Annotated in this window: 18 protein-coding genes; 16 read left to right on the forward strand and 2 right to left on the reverse strand. The window is 69.2% G+C overall.

The genetic code is table 11. From position 1 onward, the window contains the following. Positions 1 to 94 precede the first annotated feature (94 nt). From typA to ACN9MM_RS25505, 6 genes are all read left to right on the forward strand, one after another. Positions 95 to 1,996, forward strand: a complete 1,902-nt coding sequence (gene typA / locus ACN9MM_RS25480) for a translational GTPase TypA (RefSeq protein WP_426365933.1) — start codon at positions 95 to 97, stop codon at positions 1,994 to 1,996. A gap of 479 nt (positions 1,997 to 2,475) precedes the next feature. Next, positions 2,476 to 4,116: a peptide ABC transporter substrate-binding protein gene (locus ACN9MM_RS25485; RefSeq protein WP_426365934.1), complete on the forward strand. Its 1,641-nt coding sequence runs from the start codon at positions 2,476 to 2,478 to the stop codon at positions 4,114 to 4,116. A gap of 170 nt (positions 4,117 to 4,286) precedes the next feature. Further along, complete coding sequence (locus ACN9MM_RS25490; protein WP_426365935.1) at positions 4,287 to 5,219, forward strand: ABC transporter permease; 933 nt, start codon at positions 4,287 to 4,289, stop codon at positions 5,217 to 5,219. Beyond that, positions 5,212 to 6,165 carry an ABC transporter permease gene (locus ACN9MM_RS25495; protein ID WP_426365936.1) on the forward strand — a complete coding sequence of 318 codons (954 nt, stop codon included), beginning with the start codon at positions 5,212 to 5,214 and terminating at the stop codon, positions 6,163 to 6,165. Before ACN9MM_RS25490 ends, ACN9MM_RS25495 begins: the two co-directional genes overlap by 8 nt. Before the next feature lie 14 nt (positions 6,166 to 6,179). Continuing rightward, complete coding sequence (locus ACN9MM_RS25500; RefSeq protein WP_426365938.1) at positions 6,180 to 7,238, forward strand: ABC transporter ATP-binding protein; 1,059 nt, start codon at positions 6,180 to 6,182, stop codon at positions 7,236 to 7,238. Further along, entirely contained in the window at positions 7,231 to 8,319 is a 1,089-nt protein-coding gene (locus ACN9MM_RS25505; protein ID WP_426365939.1) for an ABC transporter ATP-binding protein, read from the forward strand. The genes ACN9MM_RS25500 and ACN9MM_RS25505 overlap by 8 nt, the downstream gene beginning before the upstream one ends. A gap of 68 nt (positions 8,320 to 8,387) precedes the next feature. Here ACN9MM_RS25505 and ACN9MM_RS25510 read toward each other — a convergent pair whose 3' ends face one another. After that, a complete protein-coding gene (locus ACN9MM_RS25510) occupies positions 8,388 to 8,768 on the reverse strand; it encodes a peptidoglycan-binding domain-containing protein (protein ID WP_426365941.1) in 381 nt (126 codons plus the stop codon). A 225-nt stretch (positions 8,769 to 8,993) separates the two neighbouring features. On the opposite strand from ACN9MM_RS25510, the gene ACN9MM_RS25515 reads away from it, so the two are divergent. From ACN9MM_RS25515 to ACN9MM_RS25545, 7 genes are all read left to right on the forward strand, one after another. Then, the gene (locus tag ACN9MM_RS25515) at positions 8,994 to 9,488 is read left to right on the forward strand and encodes a hypothetical protein (protein ID WP_426365942.1); all 495 of its coding nucleotides are present in this window, start codon (positions 8,994 to 8,996) and stop codon (positions 9,486 to 9,488) included. Positions 9,489 to 9,648: 160 nt separating this feature from the next. After that, positions 9,649 to 11,277 (forward strand): peptide ABC transporter substrate-binding protein, encoded by a 1,629-nt coding sequence (locus tag ACN9MM_RS25520; RefSeq protein ID WP_426365943.1) that lies wholly within the window; start codon positions 9,649 to 9,651, stop codon positions 11,275 to 11,277. 92 nt (positions 11,278 to 11,369) lie between these two features. Next, positions 11,370 to 12,293, forward strand: coding sequence for an ABC transporter permease (locus tag ACN9MM_RS25525; RefSeq protein ID WP_426365945.1), 924 nt, complete (start codon positions 11,370 to 11,372; stop codon positions 12,291 to 12,293). Continuing rightward, complete coding sequence (locus ACN9MM_RS25530; protein ID WP_382865199.1) at positions 12,286 to 13,290, forward strand: ABC transporter permease; 1,005 nt, start codon at positions 12,286 to 12,288, stop codon at positions 13,288 to 13,290. The genes ACN9MM_RS25525 and ACN9MM_RS25530 overlap by 8 nt, the downstream gene beginning before the upstream one ends. Positions 13,291 to 13,296: 6 nt before the next feature. After that, the gene (locus ACN9MM_RS25535) at positions 13,297 to 14,280 is read left to right on the forward strand and encodes an ABC transporter ATP-binding protein (RefSeq protein ID WP_426365946.1); all 984 of its coding nucleotides are present in this window, start codon (positions 13,297 to 13,299) and stop codon (positions 14,278 to 14,280) included. After that, positions 14,273 to 15,328: an ABC transporter ATP-binding protein gene (locus tag ACN9MM_RS25540; RefSeq protein ID WP_426365947.1), complete on the forward strand. Its 1,056-nt coding sequence runs from the start codon at positions 14,273 to 14,275 to the stop codon at positions 15,326 to 15,328. The genes ACN9MM_RS25535 and ACN9MM_RS25540 overlap by 8 nt, the downstream gene beginning before the upstream one ends. 176 nt (positions 15,329 to 15,504) lie before the next feature. Continuing rightward, positions 15,505 to 16,443, forward strand: coding sequence for a hypothetical protein (locus ACN9MM_RS25545; protein ID WP_426365948.1), 939 nt, complete (start codon positions 15,505 to 15,507; stop codon positions 16,441 to 16,443). A 1-nt stretch (position 16,444) separates the two neighbouring features. On the opposite strand, the gene ACN9MM_RS25550 is transcribed toward ACN9MM_RS25545, so the two are convergent. After that, positions 16,445 to 18,604 (reverse strand): prolyl oligopeptidase family serine peptidase, encoded by a 2,160-nt coding sequence (locus ACN9MM_RS25550; RefSeq protein WP_426365949.1) that lies wholly within the window; start codon positions 18,602 to 18,604, stop codon positions 16,445 to 16,447. Positions 18,605 to 18,781: 177 nt separating this feature from the next. On the opposite strand from ACN9MM_RS25550, the gene ACN9MM_RS25555 reads away from it, so the two are divergent. The 3 genes from ACN9MM_RS25555 to ACN9MM_RS25565 are packed head-to-tail and all read left to right on the forward strand — an operon-like array spanning position 18,782 to position 20,264. Then, positions 18,782 to 18,976, forward strand: a complete 195-nt coding sequence (locus ACN9MM_RS25555) for a hypothetical protein (protein ID WP_015035959.1) — start codon at positions 18,782 to 18,784, stop codon at positions 18,974 to 18,976. A 35-nt stretch (positions 18,977 to 19,011) separates the two neighbouring features. Next, a complete protein-coding gene (gene mshB / locus ACN9MM_RS25560) occupies positions 19,012 to 19,902 on the forward strand; it encodes an N-acetyl-1-D-myo-inositol-2-amino-2-deoxy-alpha-D-glucopyranoside deacetylase (protein ID WP_426365951.1) in 891 nt (296 codons plus the stop codon). Continuing rightward, the gene (locus tag ACN9MM_RS25565) at positions 19,899 to 20,264 is read left to right on the forward strand and encodes a DUF6113 family protein (RefSeq protein ID WP_426365952.1); all 366 of its coding nucleotides are present in this window, start codon (positions 19,899 to 19,901) and stop codon (positions 20,262 to 20,264) included. The genes mshB and ACN9MM_RS25565 overlap by 4 nt, the downstream gene beginning before the upstream one ends. Positions 20,265 to 20,350: the final 86 nt, after the last annotated feature.

Consider the following 20,350-nt stretch of genomic DNA (forward strand, 5'->3'; position numbering starts at 1 on the left):
CCCGTACCATAGGACATAGCCGTGGCGCGTCCGCCCGGCGGGCGTACGAGGAACTGACGCCGCATCCCACGATCCGAGAGAAGCGCAAGCACCCATGCCCACGCGCCACGACATCCGTAACGTCGCCATCGTCGCCCACGTCGACCATGGCAAGACGACCATCGTCGACGCCATGCTCAAGCAGGCCGGTGCCTTCGCCGCCCACCAGCAGCTCGACGACCGCATGATGGACTCGAACGACCTGGAGCGTGAGAAGGGCATCACGATCCTCGCCAAGAACACGGCGGTGAAGTATCACCCCAAGGACGGCGGGGCCCCGATCACGATCAACATCATCGACACCCCCGGTCACGCCGACTTCGGTGGCGAGGTCGAGCGCGGTCTGTCGATGGTCGACGCGGTCGTCCTCCTCGTCGACGCCTCCGAGGGCCCGCTCCCGCAGACCCGGTTCGTGCTGCGCAAGGCGCTCCAGCAGCGCAAGCCCGTCATCCTCTGCATCAACAAGACGGACCGCCCGGACTCCCGGATCGACGAGGTCGTCAACGAGACCTACGACCTCTTCCTCGACCTGGACGCGGACGAGGACCAGATCGAGTTCCCGATCGTCTACGCCTGCGGCCGTGACGGCGTCGCCTCGCTGACCAAGCCGGAGAACGGCACCGTTCCCGCGGACAGCGACAACCTGGAGCCGTTCTTCTCCGCCATCCTGGAGCACGTCCCGGCCCCGGTCTACGACGAGGAGGCCCCGCTCCAGGCCCACGTCACCAACCTGGACGCCGACAACTTCCTCGGCCGCATCGCGCTGCTCCGCGTCGAGCAGGGCGAGCTCCGCAAGGGCCAGACGGTCGCGTGGATCAAGCGGGACGGCACGATCTCCAACGTCCGCATCACCGAGCTGATGATGACCGAGGCGCTCACCCGCAAGCCCGCCGAGGTCGCCGGCCCCGGTGACATCTGCGCCGTCGCCGGTATCCCCGACATCATGATCGGCGAGACCCTGGCCGACCCGGAGAACCCGATCGCGCTCCCGCTGATCACGGTCGACCAGCCCGCCATCTCCATGACCATCGGCACCAACACCTCGCCGCTCGTCGGCCGCGGTGGCACGGGCAAGGGCGCGGACGCCAAGTCCGCGGTCAAGCAGCGCAAGGTCACCGCCCGCCAGGTCAAGGACCGTCTGGACCGCGAGCTCATCGGTAACGTCTCGCTCCGCGTCCTCGACACCGAGCGTCCCGACGCCTGGGAGGTCCAGGGCCGGGGTGAGCTCGCGCTCGCCATCCTGGTCGAGCAGATGCGCCGCGAGGGCTTCGAGCTCACCATCGGCAAGCCGCAGGTCGTCACCAAGCTCGTCGACGGCAAGGTCCACGAGCCGGTCGAGCGCCTCACCGTCGACGTCCCCGAGGAGCACATGGGCGCGGTCACGCAGCTCATGGGTGTCCGCAAGGGCCGCATGGACAACATGTCGAACCACGGCTCCGGCTGGGTCCGCATGGAGTTCGTCGTTCCGTCCCGTGGCCTCATCGGCTTCCGTACGGAGTTCCTCACCAACACCCGCGGTACGGGCATCGCCCACTCGATCCACGAGGGCCACGAGCCGTGGTTCGGCACGCTGACGACCCGTAACAACGGTTCGCTGGTCGCCGACCGCGCCGGCGCGGTCACCGCCTTCGCGATGACCAACCTCCAGGAGCGCGGCGTCCTGTTCACCGACCCCGGCACCGAGGTGTACGAGGGCATGATCGTCGGCGAGAACTCGCGCTCCGACGACATGGACGTGAACATCACCAAGGAGAAGAAGCTCACCAACATGCGCTCCGCCTCCGCCGACTCCTTCGAGGCGATCGTGCCGCCGCGGAAGCTCTCCCTGGAGCAGTCGCTGGAGTTCTGCCGCGACGACGAGTGCGTCGAGGTGACCCCGGAGGCCGTGCGCATCCGCAAGGTCATCCTCGACCAGAACGCGCGTGGCCGTGCGTCTTCCCGCGCCAAGAACGGCTGAGTAAGGTCGCATACGGCCGAGCACGGCGGGGTAGGTCATGATCCTGTGATCTTCGCCGCTCTCGGCTGACATGGCGTCAGCACCGGAGCCCGGGCCCCCACAGAAACTGTGGGGGCCCGGGCTTTTCGTCAAGTCGCGTCAACTCCATTTCGGAGGCGAGGTGTCCGCATATCGGCGATCGCTCTCCGGTACGTGTGTTAACGGTCCGTTTCGGGCGTGTCTGTCTGTGCTCTGTTTGTCCGGATTTCGGTCTTCGGGGCCTTGGCGATGTTGTCAAAACGAGACCACTTAAGTGTGGTTTACAGCCCGGACGTACTTAATAGTTGGCTCCATTGAGCTCGGGTCAATGGGTCACGCACTGTGGGGAGTGCCGACTCACGAGCACACTCGGGGCACTTGAGTGCAAAGCCGTCAGGGGTGTCGGCGAAACTCGGAGTGCCCCTCTTGTAGTGACAAAGTGGACTCATGAGGAGGAACCCATGCGCGGTGCCAAGAGCGCCAAGTGGGTAACGGGCGCGATCATCGTTGCCCTTGCTGCGACCGCCTGTGGCGGGGGTAAGAGCGACGGCGGCAGCGACGCCAAGGGCGCTGTTGACCCGAACGGAATCTTCTCCGTCGAGCTGGGTGAGCCTGAGAAGCCCCTGCTCACCGGTGACACGATGGAGTCCAACGGCTCCGCCGTCATGTCCGGCCTGTTCTCGACCCTGGTCGACTACAAGGCCGACGGCTCCCTGGCGATGATCAACGCCGAGTCGGTCACCACGACGGACTCGAAGACGTGGACGGTCAAGCTCAAGCCGGGCTGGACCTTCCACGACGGCACCCCGGTCACCTCCAAGTCCTTCGTGGACGCGTGGAACTGGAACGCCAACGTCAAGAACGCCCAGGGTCTGGCTTCCTGGTTCGCGGACATCAAGGGCTTCGACAAGGTCCACCCCGAGGCCGAGGGCGCCAAGCCCACCGCCGACAAGCTCGAGGGTCTCTCCGTCGTCGACGAGAACACCTTCAAGATCGAGCTGACGAAGGCCGTTCCGTACTTCGCGCACAAGCTCGCCTACATCGTCTTCGCCCCGCTCCCGGAGTCCTTCTACAAGGACCCGGTCGCCGGCGGCCAGAAGCCGGTCGGCAACGGTCCCTACAAGTTCAAGTCGTGGGACCACAAGAAGAAGATCGAGATCACCCGGTTCGACGGCTACAAGGGCCCGAACAAGGCGAAGAACGGCGGTGTGGTCTTCAAGAACTACACCACCCTCGAGGCCGCGTACGAGGACCTGAAGTCCGGCAACGTCGACGTCCTGCGTCAGATCGCGCCGAAGGACCTCCCGGTCTACCGCCAGGACCTCGGCGACCGCGCCGTGGACCAGCCGTACTCCGCGATCCAGACCATCGCCGTCGCCTTCTACTCGGACCAGTGGAAGAAGCCGAAGCTGGTCGACCCGCGCGTCATCCAGGGTCTGTCGATGGCGATCGACCGCGCCACCATCACCAAGACGGTGCTGAACGGCACGCGTGAGCCCGCGACCGGCTGGGTCGCCAAGGGTGTCCTGGGCTTCCAGGAGGACGGTGGCGCCGGCGTCACCAAGTTCGACCCCGCCAAGGCCAAGGAGCTCATCAAGGCCGGCGGTGGCGTCCCGAACAACAAGATCTCCATCCAGTACAACGCCGACGGTGGCCACAAGGAGTGGGTGGACGCTGTCTGCAACTCCATCACCCAGGCCACGTCCGTCCAGTGCGTCGGCGACGGCAAGCCGGACTTCCAGGCCGACCTGACTGCTCGTAAGACCAAGCAGGTCAAGTCGCTCTACCGTTCCGGCTGGGTGCTCGACTACCCGGTGAACGCCAACTTCATCTCGGACCTGTTCCGTACGGGTGCGGGCGGCAACCAGGGCGACTTCTCCAACAAGGAGCTGGACGCCAAGATCGCGAAGGCCGACTCGGCCGCCACCCTTGACGAGTCCGTCAAGGCCTACCAGGCGATCGAGAAGGACCTCAAGAACTACATGCCGTCCATCCCGCTCTGGTACTACAAGGTCAACGCGGGCTTCTCCGAGAAGGTTTCGGGCGTGGCCTACGGTCAGGACGGCGACCCGATCCTGACCGGCGTCGAGGTCAAGAAGTAATCACCCAAGCGTAGTCCGCACGCCGTCACGGGACTGACGGAACGTCAGTCCCGTCTCGGTGCCTTACGCAGCGGCTGGGGGGCCCTTCCACGACATCGGCATGCCCGGATCCGGGCATGCTGTCGAGGGAGGGCCCGTCGGTTGCGCTGTCACATCTCAACGGAGGCATGATGGGGCGTTATGTCGCACGACGACTGCTCCAGATGATCCCGGTTTTCCTCGGGACAACCCTGCTGATCTTCCTCATGGTGCACAGCCTGCCCGGTGACCCCGTGCTGGCGATGTTCGGCGACAAGGGCGCCGACCCGGCGACGCTCGCCGCGAAGCGCCACGAGCTGGGTCTCGACAGGCCGCAGTGGGAGCAGTACGTCAGCTACATGTGGAACATGATCTGGCACCAGGACTTCGGTACCCAGATCCGCAACGGCCTTCCCGTCACGGAGGTGCTCGGTGACGCGTTCCCCATCACGCTCCAGCTGGCCGCACTGGCCTTCGCCGTCGAGCTGATCTTCGGCCTCGGCCTGGGCATCGTCGGCGGTCTGCGCGCCGGCCGCCTGGCCGACAACCTGATCCTGATCTTCACGCTGCTGATCATCGCGATCCCGGTCTTCGTCCTGGGCTACATCATCAAGATGGTGTTCGCCTTCAACCTGGGCTGGATCGACCCGAACGTCAGCACCGAGCCGCAGTGGGGCGAGATGATCGCCCCGGCCATCGTCCTCGGTGGTCTCTCCCTTGCCTATGTGGCGCGGCTCACCCGCACCTCCATGGCGGAGAACCTGCGCGCCGACTACATGCGCACGGCCGTCGCCAAGGGCCTGCCGCGCCGCCGCGTCATCGGTGTCCACCTGATGCGCAACTCGATGATCCCCGTCGTGACCTTCCTCGGTACCGACATCGGCGCCCTCATGGGCGGCGCGGTCGTCACCGAGTCGATCTTCAACATCAAGGGAATCGGTGGCGTCATCGCCGAGTCGATCTCCCGGCGCGAAGGTTCGACCCTGGTGGGCCTCGTCACCATCCTGGTGATCGTCTACCTCGTCACCAGCCTGCTCATCGACCTGCTGTACGCGGTCCTGGACCCGAGGATCCGGTATGCCTGACGTGACCAAGACCGCAACCGCCGTCGAGGACGCCGTCGCCACCCCCTCCGTGGACGCGTCCGCACCGGCGGCCAAGGCGGAGAAGGCCCGTAGCCTCTGGGGCGACGCCTGGGCCGACCTGCGCCGCAACCCCTACTTCATCGTCTCCTCGATCCTGATCGCGCTCCTACTGCTGATCTCGGCGTGGCCGACCCTCTTCACCGGTGCGTCCCCGACCGCCGGTGACCTGGTCCACCACTTCCTCGGCAAGCCGGAGCTCAGCAAGATCGGCTCGCCCGACTGGCTGGGCTACGACCAGCAGGGCCGCTCCGTCTACGCCCGTCTGATCCACGGCACCCGCGCCTCGGTCACCGTCGGCATCGCGGTCACCGCGATCGTCACGATCATCGGCGGCGTGATGGGCATGATCGCCGGATACTTCGGCGGCTGGGTCGACGTGGTGCTCTCCCGGCTCACCGACGTCTTCTTCGGCATCCCCTTCCTGCTCGGCGCCATGGTCGTCCTGCAGGCCTTCGTCGAGCGGACCGTCTGGGTCGTCGTCTTCGCCCTCGCGTTCCTCGGCTGGACCCAGATCACCCGCGTCATGCGCGGTGCCGTGATCACCGTCAAGCAGGCCGACTACGTCCACGCGGCGAAGGCCCTCGGCGCCGGCACGACCCGGATCCTCTTCCGGCACATCCTGCCGAACGCCATGGCCCCCGTGATCGTCGTCGCGACCATCGCGCTCGGCGGCTACATCTCGGCCGAGGCGACCCTGTCGTACCTGGGTCTGGGCCTCGCGGCCCCGACCGTCTCGTGGGGTGTCGACATCTCCGCGGGTGTCGCCCAGATCCGAGTGGCCCCGCACGTCCTGCTGTGGCCCTCGATCATGCTGAGCATCACCGTTCTGGCGTTCATCATGCTCGGCGAAGCCGTCCGCAACGCCCTCGACCCCAAGCTGCGCTGAGGAGGGCGTACCAGATGAGCATCATCGACAAGACCGCGGCCGTCCCCGCGCCGCGCGACGGCTCCGACCACAACGGTCCGCTGCTCGAAGTCAAGAACCTGCACGTCGAGTTCCACACCCGTGACGGTGTGGCCAAGGCGGTCAACGGCGTCAACTACTCGGTGGACGCCGGCGAGACCCTCGCCGTCCTCGGCGAGTCCGGCTCCGGCAAGTCCGTCACGGCGCAGGCCATCATGGGCATCCTCGACATGCCGCCCGGCAAGATCCCGCAGGGCGAGATCCTGTTCCGCGGCGAGGACATGCTGAAGATGTCCGAGGAGGAGCGCCGGAAGGTCCGCGGCCGGAAGATCGCGATGATCTTCCAGGACGCGCTGTCCTCCCTCAACCCGGTCCTCACCGTCGGCTACCAGCTCGGCGAGATGTTCCGGGTGCACCACGGGATGTCCAAGAAGGACGCCAAGGTCAAGTCCATCGAGCTGATGGACAAGGTCAAGATCCCCGCCGCCAAGGCGCGGGTCGGCGACTACCCGCACCAGTTCTCCGGCGGTATGCGCCAGCGCATCATGATCGCCATGGCGCTCGCCCTGGAGCCGGACCTGATCATCGCCGACGAGCCCACCACGGCTCTCGACGTGACCGTCCAGGCCCAGGTCATGGACCTCCTCGCGGAGCTCCAGCAGGAATACAACATGGGTCTGATCCTGATCACCCACGACCTCGGCGTCGTCGCCGACGTCGCGGACAAGATCGCCGTGATGTACGCCGGCCGGATCGTCGAGCAGGCGCCGGTGCACGAGCTGTACAAGCGTCCGGCCCACCCGTACACCCGCGGTCTGCTGGACTCGATCCCGCGCCTGGACCAGAAGGGCCAGGAGCTCTACGCGATCAAGGGCCTGCCGCCCAACCTGCTCAAGGTTCCCACCGGTTGCGCCTTCAACCCGCGCTGCCCCAAGGCCGACGACATCTGCCGCACGGAGATCCCGGCGCTCGTGCCGGTCACCGAGCAGGACGGCGCGGATCTCCCGGGCCGTAAGAGCGCCTGCCACTTCTGGAAGGAGACGATCCATGGCTGACCTCAGCAAGAACGACGAGGCCGTGGCCGCCGCCGTCGAGGCCCCCGTGGGCCGCGGCGAGCCGATCCTCCAGGTGCGCAACCTGCAGAAGCACTTCCCGCTGACGCAGGGCGTCCTCTTCAAGAAGCAGGTCGGCGCGGTCAAGGCCGTGGACGGGGTCTCCTTCGACCTCTTCCAGGGCGAGACCCTCGGCATCGTGGGCGAGTCCGGCTGTGGCAAGTCCACGGTCGCCAAGCTCCTGATGAACCTGGAGCGGGCCACCGCCGGCGAGGTCTTCTACAAGGGCCAGGACATCACCAAGCTGTCCGGGCGCGCGCTGAAGGCCGTCCGCCGCAACATCCAGATGGTGTTCCAGGACCCGTACACCTCGCTGAACCCGCGCATGACGGTCGGCGACATCATCGGGGAGCCCTTCGACATCCACCCCGAGGTGGCCCCGAAGGGCGACCGGCGCCGCAAGGTGCAGGAGCTCCTGGACGTCGTCGGTCTGAACCCGGAGTACATCAACCGGTACCCGCACCAGTTCTCCGGCGGTCAGCGCCAGCGCATCGGCATCGCCCGCGGCCTCGCGCTCAACCCGGAGATCATCATCTGCGACGAGCCGGTCTCGGCCCTGGACGTCTCCGTCCAGGCGCAGGTCATCAACCTGATGGGGAAGCTCCAGGACGAGTTCAACCTGTCCTACATCTTCATCGCGCACGACCTGTCGATCGTCCGGCACATCTCGGACCGCGTCGGCGTCATGTACCTCGGCAAGATGGCCGAGATCGGTACGGACGAGCAGATCTACGAGCACCCGACGCACCCGTACACGCAGGCCCTGCTCTCCGCGGTGCCGGTGCCGGACCCGGAGGCCCGCGCGCACCGCGAGCGGATCATCCTCACCGGTGACGTCCCCTCGCCGGCCAACCCGCCGTCGGGCTGCAGCTTCCGCACCCGCTGCTGGAAGGCGCAGGAGAAGTGCTCCCAGGAGGCCCCGGTCCTCGCGGTCCCGCAGCGCTTCAAGGGCGTGGACACCCCGGCCGCCCACTTCTCGGCGTGCCACTTCGCCGAGGAGAAGCAGGTCGTCCCGGTGCACTGACGCACTGACGCGCTGAGCGAGAAGGGCGCCCCGGTCCGTACCCACGGACCGGGGCGCCCTTCGTCGTGTCAGTGGCTGGTGGGGACGTAGGGGAAGCAGGTGGTGTACCAGCCGAACTCGTACCGCATGATCAGGTCGCCCGTCTTCGGCCCGACGACGCCGTCGGCCTCGGAGGCGCCCAGCATCCGGTACTGCACGTACCGGATGGCCTCGTCCGTCTCGGGGCCGAAGACGCTGTCGACGCTGATCAGGTCGTGCTGCGTCGCGTAGTGGTCCGAGATGATGTTGTTGAGGCCGTTCTGCACGCACTTCACGGCGGTCGCGTTGTTGGCCTGGCCGTAGCCGACGAACGAGGCTCCCGGCTGGGCCTGGGCGGACGCGGGCAGGGTGAGGGCGGCGAGGGCGGTCGCGGCGACGACGCCGACGCGGACGGCGAGGTTCTCGGGCATGGCGGGTCACGCTTTCCAGGGAGTTCCGGTGGGGTCGATGCGGCATGTTCATGCCGGTCGGTGATCCGAACCCTAGGGCCGGGGGACGAGGTGGCGGCCGGTCCGGTGTCCCGAGTGCGTCCCACCGGGCGTCACGGGACGGGTCGCGGCCGGATCGGCCTTGTCGGCGGGCGGGGCCGGTGCCTAGCGTCTGGCCGTTCCCGGCGTTGTGACGGAGAGGTCATCGTGAGCATCAGGGCAAGAATCGGCATGTTCGTCGGCATCGTGTGCACGGCACTGATGTCACTGATCGCGGCACCCGGAGCGGCCTTCGCGGCGACCTGCTCCAACTACGGCTGCGACGGCATCAACCCCGACAACCTGGCCTGGAACGGTACGGCGGTGACGCGCCTGGGCCCGGCCACCAACGGCAACGGCGTCACGGTCGAACTGCGCTCGGGCACGTACAACGGCAAGGTCTACGTCTGGGGCCGGATGCAGTACACCCCGGGCAGCAACGAGCACCTCACCTACATCTCCGTCGACCGCTGCACCGCGGACCGTCTGCAGTGCACCTACAACATGGGCTCGCACGCGGGCGGCACCTCGGGGTGGAGCGGACAGCTCGCGACCAACACGTGGTCCACGTGGACGGGCGTCTACTACGACTCCGCGCTCATCTCGCGTGCCTGCGTGTACGACTCGAGCAACGGCCGCCAGTTCTGCACGGGCTGGTGGTAGAGCTCCCGCGCTGAAGCGGGCCGGCCGGCCGGTCGGGGCGAAGGGTGCCCCGGCCGGCCGGCGGCGTCTCCCACCGATGGGTGCCGACAACATGCAGTCCTCTTGAATGCGGGTCATATTGAGGCCTAAGTAATATTCAGGGACATACGGGAGGCACTCCATGCGCGGAGCCACGCACGCCAAGTGGGCCGCACTGGCCACAGCCGTCGCCCTCGCGGCGACGGCCTGCGGCGGCGGCGACGACAGCGGCGGTGGCGGAGGGGCCGACGGCATCGTGAGTTCCTCGTGGGGCGACCCGCAGAACCCGCTGGAGCCCGCCAACACCAACGAGGTCCAGGGCGGCAAGGTCCTCTCCATGATCTTCCGCGGGCTCAAGCAGTACGACCCGAAGACCGGCGAGGCCAAGGACATGCTCGCCGAGAAGATCGACACCACCGACTCGCAGAACTTCACCATCACGGTCAAGGACGGCTGGACCTTCTCCAACGGCGAGAAGGTCACCGCCAAGTCCTTCGTCGACGCCTGGAACTACGGGGCCAACCTCAAGAACAACCAGAAGAACGCCTACTTCTTCGGCCAGATCAAGGGCTACGACCAGGTCCACCCCGAGAAGGGCGAGCCGACCGCCGAGACGATGTCCGGCCTCAAGGTGACGGGCCCCCAGACCTTCACGGTCGCGCTCACCCAGAAGTTCTCCACCTGGCCCATCACCCTCGGCTACGCGGCCTTCTCGCCGCTGCCCCAGACGTTCTACAGCGACCACGCCGGCTGGCTCTCGAAGCCCGTCGGCAACGGCCCGTACACCATCGACTCGTACTCCAAGGGCTCCCAGATGGCCCTGAAGAAGTGGGACGCCTACCCCGGCCCCGACAAGGCGCAGAACGGTGGCATCACCCTCAAGGTCTACACCGACAACAACACCGCCTACACGGACCTGACGGCCGGAAACCTCGACCTCGTCGACGACATCCCCGCCTCCCAGCTGAAGAACGTCGACGCCGACCTGGGCGGCCGGTACATCAACGTCCCGGCCGGCATCATCCAGACCCTCTCCTTCCCGTTCTACGACCCGGCCTGGGACAAGCCCGGGCAGGAGAAGCTCCGCCAGGGCCTCTCCATGGCCATCGACCGCAACCAGATCACCGAGACGATCTTCCAGAAGACCCGCACGCCCGCCGTCGACTGGACCTCCCCGGTCCTCGGTGAGGACGGCGGCTTCAAGGACGTCTGCGGCGACTTCTGCAAGTACGACGCGGCCCAGGCCAAGAAGCTCGTCGCCGAGGGCGGCGGCATCCCCGGCGGCACCATGAAGATCTCCTACAACGCCGACACCGGCTCCCACAAGGAGTGGGTGGACGCCGTGTGCAACTCCATCAACCGCGCGCTGGGCAACAACAAGGCCTGTGTCGGCAACCCGATCGGCACCTTCGCCGACTTCCGCAACCAGGTGACCCAGTCGAAGATGCCGGGGCCGTTCCGGGCCGGCTGGCAGATGGACTACCCGCTCATCCAGAACTTCCTCCAGCCGCTGTACTACACCAACGCCTCGTCCAACGACGGCAAGTACTCGAACCCCGAGTTCGACAAGCTCGTCGACCAGGCCAACGCCGAGTCGGACACCGCGAAGGCCGTCGGCCTCTTCCAGCAGGCCGAGGGCGTCCTCCGCGACGACATGGGCGCCATCCCGCTCTGGTACCAGAACGGCAGCGCCGGCTACTCGGACCGGGTCGAGAACGTGACCCTGAACCCCTTCAGCGTCCCCGTCTACGACCAGATCAAGGTCAAGTGACGCCGTAGCAGTTCGGCGGTGTACGGCCCGGGCCGCGGACCCCCGCACCGGGCCGTACGCCGTCCCGCAACCCACCCGCTTTGGAGGCCTCCGTGGGTCGATACGTGATCCGGCGGCTGCTGCAGATGATCCCGGTCTTCTTCGGCGCCACGCTGTTGATCTTCCTGATGGTGAACGTGATGGGCGACCCCATCGCCGGACTGTGCGGCGACCGCGCGTGCGACCCGGCGACCGCCGCCCAGCTGGAGAAGGAGTTCGGCCTCGACAAGCCGGTCTGGCAGCAATACCTGACCTACATGGGCAACGTCTTCACCGGCGACTTCGGCACGGCCTTCAACGGCCAGCCCGTCACCGAACTGATGGCCAACGCCTTCCCGGTGACCATCCGGCTGACCATCGTCGCGATCTTCTTCGAGATCGTCATCGGCATCAGCCTGGGCGTCGTCACCGGCCTCAAGCGCGGCCGCCCCGTGGACACCACCGTCCTGCTCCTGACCCTGGTCGTCCTCTCCGTCCCGACCTTCGTCACCGGCCTGCTCGTCCAGCTGCTCCTCGGCGTCAAATGGGGCTGGATCAAACCGGCCGTCTCACCCGAGGCGCCCCTCGACGAGCTGATCGTCCCCGGTCTGGTCCTCGCCTCCGTCTCCCTGGCGTACGTCACCCGGCTCACCCGCACCTCGATCGCCGAGAACAAGCGTGCCGACTACGTCCGCACCGCCGTCGCCAAGGGCCTGCCCCGCCACCGGGTCATCAGCCGCCACCTGCTGCGCAACAGCCTCATCCCGGTGGTGACCTTCATCGGCGCCGACATCGGCGCGCTCATGGGCGGAGCCATCGTCACCGAGCGGATCTTCAACATCCACGGCGTCGGCTACCAGCTCTACCAGGGCATCGTCCGCCAGAACACGCAGACCGTGGTCGGCTTCGTCACCATCCTCGTCCTGATCTTCCTGCTGGCCAACCTCCTGGTCGACCTCCTGTACGCCGTCCTTGACCCGAGGATCCGCTATGCCTGAGCCCGAGCCGTTTGAGCCGCTTGAGTCGTACGGCGAGGAAGGACGCGCCATCGCCTCGACCGGCGCCGGGGGAGCGTCCGACCTCGCCACCGCCGAGGCGGAGACCCTGGAGAACCTTCCCGACGGGCCCGAGAACAGCGGCCCCGACAAGAAGCCCCGCTCCCTGTGGTCCGACGCCTGGCACGACCTGCGCCGCAACCCCATCTTCATCATCTCCGGGCTCGTCATCCTCTTCCTCGTGATCATCTCCATCTGGCCCCAGCTGATCGCCTCCGGAGACCCGCTCGACTGCGACCTGTCCAAGGCGCAGGAGGGATCCCAGCCCGGCCACCCCTTCGGCTTCAACGGCCAGGGCTGCGACGTCTACACCCGTACGGTCTACGGCGCCCGCACCTCCGTCACCGTCGGCGTCCTCGCCACCCTCGGCGTGGCGATCCTCGGCAGCATCCTCGGCGGGCTCGCCGGCTTCTTCGGCGGAGCCTGGGACGGCGTCCTCTCCCGGATCACCGACGTCTTCTTCGCCATCCCCGTCGTCCTCGGCGGCCTCGTGCTCCTGTCCGTGGTGACCAGCTCCACCGTCTGGCCCGTCATCGGCTTCATGGTGCTGCTCGGCTGGCCGCAGCTCTCCCGGATCGCCCGCGGCTCCGTCATCACCGCCAAACAGAACGACTACGTCCAGGCCGCCCGGGCCCTCGGAGCCTCCAACTCCCGGATGATGCTCCGGCACATCGCGCCCAACGCCGTCGCCCCGGTGATCGTCGTCGCCACCATCGCCCTCGGCACGTACATCTCCCTCGAAGCGACCCTGTCGTACCTCGGCGTCGGCCTGAAGCCGCCGACCGTCTCCTGGGGCATCGACATCTCCTCGGCCTCGCAGTACATCCGCAACGCGCCCCACATGCTGCTCTGGCCGGCCGGTGCGCTCGCCATCACCGTCCTCGCGTTCATCATGCTCGGCGACGCGGTGCGCGACGCCCTCGACCCGAAGCTGAGGTAGGGACCCATGCTGCTCGAAGTGCGCGACCTGCACGTGGAGTTCCACACCCGGGACGGGGTGGCCAAGGCGGTCAACGGCGTCAACTACTCCGTCGAGGCGGGGGAGACCCTCGCCGTCCTCGGCGAGTCCGGCTCCGGCAAGTCCGTCACCGCCCAGGCCGTCATGGGCATCCTCGACATCCCGCCGGGGAAGATCAGCGCCGGCGAGATCCTCTTCCAGGGCCAGGACCTCCTCAAGCTCAAGGAGGAGGAACGGCGCAAGGTCCGCGGCGCCAAGATGGCGATGATCTTCCAGGACGCGCTGTCCTCCCTCAACCCCGTCATCAGCGTCGGCGACCAGCTCGGCGAGATGTTCCAGGTCCACAAGGGGATGTCCCGCAAGGACTCCAAGGCCAAGGCCGTGGAGCTGATGGACCGGGTCAGGATCCCCGCCGCCAAGGAACGCGTCGGCCAGTACCCCCACCAGTTCTCCGGCGGCATGCGCCAGCGCATCATGATCGCGATGGCGCTCGCCCTCGAACCCGAACTGATCATCGCCGACGAGCCGACCACCGCCCTCGACGTCACCGTCCAGGCCCAGGTCATGGACCTCCTCGCCGAGCTCCAGCGCGAGCTCAACATGGGCCTCATCCTCATCACCCACGACCTCGGCGTCGTCGCCGACGTCGCCGACAAGATCGCTGTCATGTACGCGGGCCGGATCGTCGAACAGGCCCCCGTCCACGAGATCTACAAGGCCCCCGCCCACCCCTACACCCGCGGCCTGCTCGACTCGATCCCGCGCCTGGACCAGAAGGGCCAGGAGCTCTACGCGATCAAGGGCCTGCCGCCCAACCTGCTCGCGATCCCGCCCGGCTGCGCCTTCAACCCGCGCTGCCCCATGGCCCAGGACGTCTGCAGGACCGACGAACCCCCGCTGTACGACGTGACCGAGTCCCCGGTGCCGCGCGCCAGCGCCTGCCACTTCTGGAAGGAGTGCCTCCATGGCTGAGGCGATTCTCGAAGTCCGGGACCTCCACAAGCACTACCCGCTGACCCGGGGCATCGTCTTCAAGAAGCAGGTCGGCGCCGTCAAGGCCGTCGACGGGGTCGACTTCGACCTCGCCGCCGGAGAGACCCTCGGCATCGTCGGCGAATCCGGCTGCGGCAAGTCGACCGTCGCGAAGATGCTGGTCAACCTGGAGCGGCCGACGTCCGGGACCATCCGCTACAAGGGCGAGGACATCACCACCATGTCCCCCCGGGCCCTCAAGTCCGTCCGCCGCAACATCCAGATGGTCTTCCAGGACCCGTACACCTCGCTCAACCCCCGCATGACCGTCGGCGACATCATCGGCGAGCCGTACGAGATCCACCCCGAGGTCGCGCCCAAGGGCGACCGGCGCCGCAAGGTCCAGGACCTCCTCGACGTCGTCGGCCTCAACCCCGAGTACATCAACCGCTACCCGCACCAGTTCTCCGGCGGCCAGCGCCAGCGCATCGGCATCGCCCGCGGCCTCGCCCTCCAGCCCGAGATCATCGTCGCCGACGAGCCGGTCTCCGCGCTCGACGTCTCCGTCCAGGCGCAGGTCGTCAACCTCCTGGACAACCTCCAGTCCGAGTTCTCCCTGTCGTACGTGTTCATCGCCCACGACCTGTCGATCGTGCGGCACATCTCCGACCGCGTCGGCGTCATGTACCTCGGCCGGATCGTCGAGATCGGCACCGACGCCCAGATCTACGACCACCCCACCCACCCCTACACCCAGGCGCTGCTCTCCGCCGTCCCCGTCCCCGACCCCGAGGCACGCGCCCACCGCGAGCGGATCATCCTCACCGGCGACGTGCCCTCCCCGGCCAACGTGCCCTCCGGCTGCCGCTTCCGCACCCGCTGCTGGAAGGCGCAGGAGCGGTGCGAGCTGGAGGTCCCGCTGCTCGCCGTCCCGGCCGTCTTCCGGCTCACGGACACCCCCGCGAAGCACGACTCGGCCTGTCACTTCGCGGAGGAGAAGCAGGTCGTCCCGCCGGAGGACGGCGAGGACGAGCCCAAGTCCCTTTAACCTGCGGGCAACCCGACGGAATCGACTCCGATATACGGACGCGGCAGGCTGATCGACGTACGGCCGTGCGGGTGCCGTGAGCCGGCCGGGGCGCACATGCCGCCCCGGCCGGCTGCCATGCGCCGTTCATGCGGAACCGCTTGTTTCGGCGCGTCGCGACCGTGAGTATCGGGGCCGTGACTGTGACACGACCGGCACGTCTCACGGGCGCCGCGCTCTGCGCCGCGCTCGCCCTCATCGCCGCCGTGTGGATCCTCCAGGACCTGGCCGAGCTCGGTTCGCCCGCCGACCTCGCGTGGTACTGGGCCGGGGACCACCACTTCCTGATCCGGGGGCGGTCCACCACCTCCCTGATCGACCCCGTCCTCCTCGCCGCCTACGCCGCCGCCGTGGTCGCAGCCCTCCGCTCACGGCACGCCGCCTCCGCCCTCGCCGCCACCGGTGCGGTCACCCTCGCGCTGCGCCTCCCCGGGCTCTGGGCGCCCGGGAGCGGCGCCCTCGTCACCGCCCTCCTCGAACTGGCCCTCGCCGCCGGACTCGTCCTCACCGCCGCCGTCGGCCGCCGCCCGGCGGACGCCCCGTACGAGCCGGAGCCCACCCGGCCCCGGGCGGGCCCCGCGATCACCGCCGGGATCCTCCTCGCGCTCGCCGCGCTCGCCGTGACCCTGTGGGAGCTCTACTGGGCCGGCGAACTGCCCCTGGAGGTCACCGTCGACCGGTTCACCGGCGGCCGCTCCGTCGTCAAACCCGCCCTCGCGCCGCCGCCCGGCTGGCTGTCCGCGATCGCCGTCGGCCTCTACGGCACGGCCGCCGTCTCCTGCCTCTTACGGGCCCGCCACGGCCGGGCCTTCGGACTCCTCGCCGCCGTGCTCCTGGCGGCCGGTGGCCTCGGCGGCGTCGCCCGCGCCGTCCGGTACGAGACCCTCACCCGCCTCGGCGACCTCACCACCCCCGACACGGCGGACGTCCTCACCTCCGGCTTCGAGCTGCTCGCCGGGATCGCGGTGCTCGCGCTCCTCGCCGGGCGCGGCGCCCCCGCCACCGCGCCCGGACCCCACCCGGCGGCCGGGGCACGGCCCCCGGCCCCGCCCTACCCGCCGCCGCCGGGCTGGTGACTCACCCCGTGAGACCGAGCGACCGCCGCAGGAAGTCCACCTGGAGCAGCAGCAGGTTCTCCGCCACCTGCTCCTGCGGCGTCATGTGCGTCACCCCCGACAGCGGCAGCACCTCGTGCGGCCGGCCCGCCGCGAGCAGCGCCGACGAGAGCCGCAGCGCGTGTGCCACGACCACGTTGTCGTCCGCGAGGCCGTGCACGACCATCATCGGCCGGGCCGGCTCCTCCGGGGCGGTCAGACCGTCGTCGGTCAGCAGCGACTGCGCCGCGTACACCTCCGGGTCGTCCTGCGGGGTGCCGAGGTACCGCTCCGTGTAGTGCGTGTCGTACAGCCGCCAGTCCGTCACCGGCGCCCCGACCACGGCCGCGTGGAAGACGTCCGGCCGCTGGAGCACCGCCCGCGCCGCCAGATAGCCGCCGTACGACCAGCCGCGGATCGCCACCCGGTCCAGGTCGAGCGGGAAGCTCCCGGCGAGCGCCCGCAGCGCCTCCACCTGGTCGTCCAGCGTCGGCGTGAGGTCCCGCAGCAGTGACTTCTCCCAGGCGGGGGAGCGGCCCGGCATGCCCCGCCCGTCCGCCACGACCACCGCGAAGCCCTGGTCGGCGAACCACTGTGAGGTCAGGTGCGGGTTGTGCGCGGCGAGCACCCGCTGCCCGTGCGGACCGCCGTACGGATCCATCAGGACCGGCAGCGGCCCGTCGCCCTCCGCGTACCCCGAGGGCAGCAGCACCGCGCACGGGATCCGCCGGGACCCCGCCTCCGTCAGCCGCACCCGGGCCGAGATCACCGGCAGCTGCGCGTACGAGGCCACCACCGCGACCCGCTCGCCGTCCCGCAGCACCCGCGCCACGCTCCCCGGCGCCTCCGGCCGCGCCGACACCAGGACGGTCACCGCGCCCGAGCGCACCGCGCCGTGCACGCCGGCGCCCTCCGACAGGCGCTCCGGGCCCCGCCCCGACACCCGGTACACATGGATCTCGCCGGTCTCCGGCTCCGCCGCCGCCTCACCCGCCGAGGCCGACACCAGGACGTCGTCCGCCCCCACGTCGAGCACCGCCCGGACGTGCAGTCCGGGACCCGTCCACGCCTCCTCCCCGACGGCCAGGACCCGGGCCCCGCCCTCGTCCGTGACCCGGACGAGCCCGCCGCCCGGCCCCCACGCCGGCACCCCGCGGTGCAGCTCCAGCCACGCCGGGTCCGCCTCCGCCCGTACCGTCGCGGTCTTCCCCGACTCCGGGTCCACCGCGAGGATCAGCTGCTCGCGCTGGTCCCGCGCCTGCACGAGCAGCAGCGGCGCCCCGGCCCCCGACCAGTGCACCCGCGCCAGGTACGGATACCGCTCCCGGTCCCACACCACCTCCGTGCGCGCCCCGTCGAGGCCCACGACGAACAGCCGCACCTCCGCGTTGGCCGTCCCCGCCGCCGGGTACCCCACCCGCTGCGGCTCCCGCTCCGGATGCGCCGGGTCCGCGATCCACCAGCGCCCCACCGCCCGGTCGTCCGCCCGCGCGACGAGCAGCCGGTCCGAGCCGGGCGACCACCAGTGGCCGCGCTCCCGCCCCATCTCCTCCGAGGCGATGAATTCGGCCAATCCGTAGGAGACGTGCTCGTTCTCCGGCCCCGCCAGCTCCCGGTCGCCCGTACCGTCCGCGCCGACCACCCGCAGGGCGCCCTCCGCCACGTACGCCACGAACCGCCCGTCCGGCGACGGACGCGGGTCGATCACCGGCCCCGGCACCGGGAGCTCCCGCGCCGTCCCCGCCCGCAGCTCCGCCGTGAACAGCCGCCCCGACAGCGCGAACGCCGCCAACTCCACGGTCCCGTCCACCGCGTACGCCACGATCCCCGCCGAGCCCTCCCGGCTCCGCTCCCGGCGTGCCCGCTCCTGCGGCGACAACTCCTCCTCCGCGCCCGCGAGCAGCGCCGCGGGGTCGGCCGCCACCCGCTCCCCGGGTTCGCCGTCCCGGGGCAGGTCGAGGACCCAGAGCCGGTGGGAACGGTCCGTCCCGGAACCGGATCTGACGAACACCACGCGCTCCCCGTCCGGGGAGACCGAGAAACCACGCGGGGCCCCCAGGGTGAACCGCTGGGTCCGCGCGTGCTGACGGGGGAAGGAGAGCCCGGCCGAGGGCGTGGCCCACTGCTGCGAAGACAAGGTCATGCGGCTGAAACTAGCGCTGTGCGCCCCCCTCGTGCCTCCGTCCGCCGATCGATGCGGCCGCACGGATAGTTATGATCCGTAGCGCTAGGTGGGTATGCATCGGACTGACATGCCCTCTGGCACATGCTGATCGACCGAACCGCTCGAATATCCGACCGAAGGTGGAGGTGAACCGCCGTGGCACTCTCGATCTCCGTGGTGGTGCTGCTGGCGATCGTCGTCTTCCTGCTGATCCGGAAATCCGGGCTGAAGGCTGGACATGCGGCGGTCTGCGCGCTCCTGGGCTTCTACCTGGCGAGCTCGTCCATCGCCCCGTCCATCAGCACCCTCACCACGAACGTGGCGGGCATGATCGGCGGCCTCAAGTTCTGACGTCGCCCCCGTCCTGACCTCGTAGGGTGGGGGGCATGTCCGATCTCCCCGCCCGCCGTCTGCTGCTGGTGCACGCGCACCCGGACGACGAGTCGATCAACAACGGCGCCACCATGGCCAGGTACGCGGCCGAGGGCGCCCTCGTCACCCTGGTCACCTGCACCCTCGGCGAGGAGGGCGAGGTCATCCCGCCCGACCTCGCCTATCTGGCCCCCGACCGGGAGGACCGGCTCGGCCCGCACCGCGTCGGCGAACTCGCCGCCGCGATGACCGAGCTGGGCGTCACCGACCACCGGTTCCTCGGCGGCCCCGGGCGCTTCCGCGACTCCGGGATGATGGGCGCCGAGCAGAACAAGCGCGCCAACGCCTTCTGGAACACGGACGTCGACACCGCCGCGCCCCACCTCGTCGAGGTGATCCGCGAGACCCGCCCGCAGGTCCTGATCACCTACGACCCCGACGGCGGCTACGGCCACCCCGACCACATCCAGGCCCACCGGGTCGCCACCCGCGCCGCCGGACTGGCCGCCGACCCGGACTACCGCCCCGACCTCGGACCGGCCCACACGATCGCCAAGATCTACTGGAACCGCGTCCCCCGCCCCGTCGCCGAGGCCGGCTTCGCCCGGCTCCGCGCCGAGGGCTCCGTCTTCCCGGCCGTCGCCGCGATCGACGACGTCCCCGGCGTCGTCGACGAGGACCGGATCACCGCCGAGATCGCCGCCGACCCCGCGTACACGGCCCGCAAGAGCGCCGCCATGGCCGCGCACGCCACCCAAGTCGCCGTCGACGGTCCCTTCTTCGCCCTCTCCAACGACCTCGGCCAGCCGATCTTCACCACCGAGTACTACGAACTCGTCCAGGGTGTCTCCGGGGCCCCCGAGGGCGAGCGCGAGACGGACCTCTTCGCGGGGGTGACCGCGTGAGCGACGCCCCCGTCCCCACGGGCGCCCGGTACGCCTGGTACGCCGGACTGCTCGTCCTCGGCGCCCTCGTCGGCGTCGCCGGCTCCCTCGTCCAAGCCGCCTGGCTCCCCGGTGGCTTGCTCCTCGCGCTCCTCGCCACCGCCGGACTCTTCTACGGAGCGCTCCGCGCCACCGGCACCCAGACCGGCGTCGCCTCCGCCGGCGGAGGCTGGCTCGTCGCCGTCATCCTGCTCAGCCTCGGACGCCCCGAGGGCGACGGGGTGTTCGGCGGGGGTGTCGGGGAGCTGCTCTTCCTCTTCGGCGGCATGGCGCTCGCTGTGATGTGCGCCACGCTGCCCCGGCTGTCGCGACCGGCCCCGTGAACAGGACGACTTGAGTCCGGGGACGCCCTGACTTCGGCCGGATTGCCCGTCGTCCGCCGACCATGGGTCGGGTACAAGGCGGCGGT

Source organism: Streptomyces sp. E-08 (assembly GCF_049913095.1).
Taxonomy (GTDB): domain Bacteria; phylum Actinomycetota; class Actinomycetes; order Streptomycetales; family Streptomycetaceae; genus Streptomyces.